Consider the following 5,144-nt stretch of genomic DNA (forward strand, 5'->3'; position numbering starts at 1 on the left):
AATACGTACTCAGTTCATACTTTTGAAGAAACTAATGCAATATGTACAAAGTAAAAATATATACAAAATTATCAATAAATAAGATTGACAAAACACTTTTAGGAAATACGTAATAATCACAAACATTATAAATATAATTTCAATAAAACCAGGAAAAGTTATGAATTATATAGTTGATAGGCAGCATTGAAAAAAGAAAAAACGGTGATTTTTAGGCTAAATATAAGTGTTTTTCTTTAATTATTCTTCGTAATGCACTGCACTTATATGAGTATATTTTTGATGTTTTATTGTACGGGAATTATGCTAAATGGTTGCGTAGTTTCTTAAATAATTGAAAAATACGAAAATCACTATTATTTTACTATCTACCCTATTGTAATTCTCGAATTAAAATACAGTGCTAACGCTATCTCACTTGGAATCTACACTGCGATGCCAACGCTAATGGAATAAAATACCCTAACTAGTCTTTTACTATTCAAATAAAACCAATGATTTTCGAAAAAATTGTATTTCAATACGATAAAAATTCATTTTGTTTTTAAAGATTAATTAAATCTAAAAAATTAACTTACGCATAGCATAATACTAAAAACTGTACAAGAAATATGAACAAATAGCGTGGCCGTAATGTCTTGTCCGACTGACATTGTTTTATATTATAAATTTATGGAATATTGCGTTTAAAGTTCAAACTTTTAGATTGCCAATGGATTCAACAAGAATAAATACCTACCACTTTTTTTATCTATCTGCTTTTTTCAAAATCACAAATTACTTTAAATTTAAACAATATTCTTGTGTTTGAAAAAGCAATTTCTATTAAAAAATATTCGAGCTTTATTAATACAAAACATAGGATTGCTTATTTTATAAAAAAAACTGCAATCTTAACGATCGCAGTTTTAATATATTTTGTTTTTAAAATTTTAAACGTTAAAAACTAATCAGGAAGATTAACTTCTTCCATCTTCAACGCTCCCGTTAATCTATCGTTTGAAAGAGCATCTTGCCTTACAGATATTTCATAAAATCCAGGGACAATTTCCCAACGATGCGTTGAAGGAATATAATGAGCCAAACTTGCAGCGAACAAACTTACAGGAACGGTTTGCGTTTCGCCCGCTTTCAAAAATACTTTGTTATAACCACACAATCTACTTGGGAAACCGTCAGGCATCTTACAATAAATCTGAACAACATCAGCACCGTCACGATTGCCTGTATTTTGTACAGTAACCTTTGCTAATAATTTATGGCTGTCAGAACCAAAAAGTTTATTAACCTGTAAATTTTTATAAGCAAACGTTGTGTACGACAAACCATAGCCAAATGGATAGAGCGGCGTTAATTTCTCTTTTTCAAACCAACGGTATCCAACATTGGCACCAGCTTGATTAAGGTCTATGTCACTCACCACTTTACTAGCGGGATAGTGTTTAATTGGAAAACTAGGATCGGCATTAACAATTTTACCAACCCCAGGTAAATCGGAATTAGGAAGTTGGTTTAAATTTTCAGGCCATGTCGTGGTCAAACGACCCGATGGGTTAACTTTTCCATAAAGAATATTGGCAATTGCTTTACCGCCCGAGGTGCCAGGATACCAAGCGGCAACCACAGCTTTAACATTCTTTAACCATGGCATATACACTGGATTACCCGTTTCCAACACGACGACAACGGGTTTACCTGTTTCTTCAACAGCTTCAATCAATTCGTTTTGGTTACCAGGTAATTTTAAGTCTTTGTTGTCAAACGCTTCTGCGCTCCATTTGGTGGCGAATACAATGACGACATCGGAATTTTTTGCCAACTCAACAGCCTGATCAATATTATCCCCTTCGTTAAAATTCACTTTTGTATTAGGAGCTAACGCTTGAATAGCCTTCATAGGAGAGGATGGAAAATAAGAAATGGGTCCAGGCCATTTTTGTGGCCCATCTGGTAAGGTGATGTTACCACCTCTTGCCGTTACTTGAGAAGAACCGCCACCCGATAAAACACCTTCATTAGCATGGCCACCGATAATAGCTATGCTTTTAATATTAGCTGAAAGCGGAAGTACTTGATCGTCATTTTTCAATAAAGTAATGCCACTCTCTGCCACTTTTTGTGAAAGTGCTTCATGAGCAGCGACATCCTCTATCAATTTTGATGGAGACGCCGGGTAATCATAAGCCCCAACACGCAGCATAGTATAAACAATACGGTAAGCCATATTGTCCAAGCGCCCCATAGGGACCTCATTTTTTTGAATCGCAACCTTTAAAGGTTTGCCAAAATAATCTTTATGGTCAAACTTGGTTGCAGCAGATTCTTGATCCAAACCTGCTTTTGCAGCAGCAACTGTACTATGAGCCGCCCCCCAATCTGTCATGACATAGCCACGGAAACCCCATTCCTTTTTTGGAAGTTGTAACAAATAGCTATTTTCGCAACTATAAATCCCATTTACTTTATTATACGCACACATAATAGAGCCAGGTTCGCCTACCTTTGTCGCAATTTCAAAAGCAAGCAAATCTGATTCTCTACCCGCTTGTTCATCGATATTCATATTCAATAACAAACGATTAGTTTCATAATTATTAAACGCGTAATGCTTTACCGTTGAGATAACGTGCTGACTTTGTGTACCTTGAATTTCTTCTGCTACCGTATAACCTGCTAGCAAAGGGTCTTCACCCAGATACTCAAAGTTGCGACCGTTTCTTGGGTCACGAACGAGAACGACACCCCCCCCAAGCAACACATTATAACCTCGATGAAAGGCTTCTTGTCCAAGCAATACCCCAACTTGATGAGCAAGATCACCATCAAATGAACCAGAAATAATTTGCCCGCTTGGTAAACCCGTCGTCCCGTCGCCAGGTCGAACTTTACCGGGATTAACCACACCTAAACCAGCGTCGGTAATCTGTTGAGCAGGTATTCCCAATCGAACAATTCCCGCTACATAACCAGCAGATCCAATTGCACCTTGTGGGATATCACTACCCAAAGCGTACTGACTATTTATCAATTGTAACTTTTCATCCAAAGTCATCGCTTGAACCAAAGCCTTTGCACGCTCTGAACGCGATAGCTTGGTATCTTTCCAAGGTTCAACACCATAAGCATGGCTAGCAAAGCCAATAAGCATTGAAGTAACTAGAAAATATGAGGATAATTTCATAGTAAGTTGTCTCCTTAAATAGTCGTCCTAGACAAAATTCTCAGAAATCTATACGGCTTTTGAATCCTAAAAAGGCCGCGTCATTTATATTCTTTTGCGCATTTGGATGAATTTCATATTGGAAATCAGGTTGGAAGCGAACCCCTCTATACACATGAATAATATACGTCAATTCGAAAGTACTCTCGGCGGATTGAATGCCGGTTGCTCCGTCTGAAATATCCCCTATAGGTAGACCCATAGCATAATTGTAACGTTCTGCATTACGCATTTTCCGACTCATCATTTGTTGAACGAATAAAATACCAACTGCATCTAAAGGTCTAGCATCCCAAAACCCTGTATCAATCAAACCAGCAAACAATTCATTTTGACGCATATAGGTTGTGGGATTATTATGCACCCACCCAAAATAACTGATCAGACCACTTAAATTACCAGGAGCGTTACGATGAATCATTTGATCCAGCAAAACATATTCTGAATCATTGCCCGCTTTCCAGCGTTGATTTGCCCCTTTATATTGGGTCTCACGCCCACCGTTAACACCTTCGCCCCAAACTGGGAAAGGGGATGTATCGTAAGCAAAACCGACTTTATAGTGACCCAACAGATCATGCTTACCCCAATGCGGTTCGTAACCAATTTCAACAGGAATTTCAGCACCTGCATCTTCACCTGTATCCACGACAGCAGCCCAACCCGCACGATGTCCAGCCGCGTTTCCATAAGCTGCTCGACTGGTTTGGAACAACCCAACCCGAATATAAACTTGCTGGGTAGGTCGGATTAACGTCGTGATCCCCCATGTTGAGTCGGGCCATGCGTTAAATCCACCGACTTGTCCGTTTAAAGCTTTTGGATTTCCGCAAACCCCGTTGTTCATAAAGTAACAGTAGATAGGACTGGCAGCATAAAATCCGCCAACACTGGAACGTCCAAAAGAGGTTACGACTCTTCCATCCCAAGCGTATTTATCCGCGTAAAGGTTAACCAATTTAGCTGCGACGTTACCCCCAGCCCCGTAAATTTCCTGAATCTGTGTAATGTTTTCACCAATAACTTTACCCAAATTATTTCCGTATCGACCCAAAACGGTCATATGGGTAAGCAACCCATCGGTAATCGCATTACGACCTACTAAGGTTGCCCAATCAATGTCTAAGTTGGCATCTACCGCACCCGCATTGGTAGCACCTCTTCGAACACCACCTGAAACGTTACCTGAAAACTCGTTTTGATTATCAACGTTTAAATTGACGCCATGTCTATATAACCATGTATTTAAACCACCCCAAGTCCCAAAAAGATGCTCTGGTCTAGGCAATAAAGGATTGTCTTCATCTTTTATTTGGTTAATCTTTTCTGGATTACTTTGAGCGCGACCGATAGAGGTTCTCCAATCCCCGCCACCCCCTGCAGGGATAAAGTGCCAATCGGTTATCCCATTGTTAGGAACATCATCGCTCGCAGTAGATGATGTCATATCATTGTTACTTTCTGCTTTTGCAGATTGATTGATTAAAGTACTTCCCGTGCCTAATAAAAGACAAAAAAGAAGATAAAACTCTTTTCCACATAAAGGAAGTTTCGTTTTTTTATGCAATGCCATATTTACCTAAATTCCATAATTAAGTTATTCAAAACTGTTTATCAATCTAGTACAAATATTAATAATTCATTAATTTTAATAAAATAATTACAAATACGTACTTAGTTCATACTTTTGAAGAAAACCAAACAACGTATACTAAGTATAAATATATACAAAAATATCAATAGTAAATTTAAAGAGATACTTATCCAAAAACAGGCACTAAATATTGATTTTAAAAAATGATTACGTTAATTTTACGATGCATCATCATCGAAATATTCGATAACCTAAATTGAAAAAGGAACCATAATGTTGGTTTTTTCAATAAAATATTGAGTATTTTTTTTTATTTGACCTGATATATTG

2 protein-coding genes are annotated in these 5,144 nt (G+C 37.5%); both read right to left on the reverse strand.

Features of this window, described 5'->3' with window-relative positions; all coding sequences use genetic code 11:
- Positions 1-946 precede the first annotated feature (946 nt).
- Positions 947-3,181, reverse strand: coding sequence for a glycoside hydrolase family 3 C-terminal domain-containing protein (locus AABE15_RS05835; RefSeq protein ID WP_338330347.1), 2,235 nt, complete (start codon positions 3,179-3,181; stop codon positions 947-949).
- Between the two features lie 40 nt (positions 3,182-3,221).
- Positions 3,222-4,793, reverse strand: a complete 1,572-nt coding sequence (locus tag AABE15_RS05840) for a carbohydrate porin (RefSeq protein ID WP_338330348.1) — start codon at positions 4,791-4,793, stop codon at positions 3,222-3,224.
- Between the last annotated feature and the right edge of the window lie 351 nt (positions 4,794-5,144).

This window comes from Commensalibacter sp. Nvir, from assembly GCF_963921845.1.
Lineage (GTDB): Bacteria > Pseudomonadota > Alphaproteobacteria > Acetobacterales > Acetobacteraceae > Commensalibacter.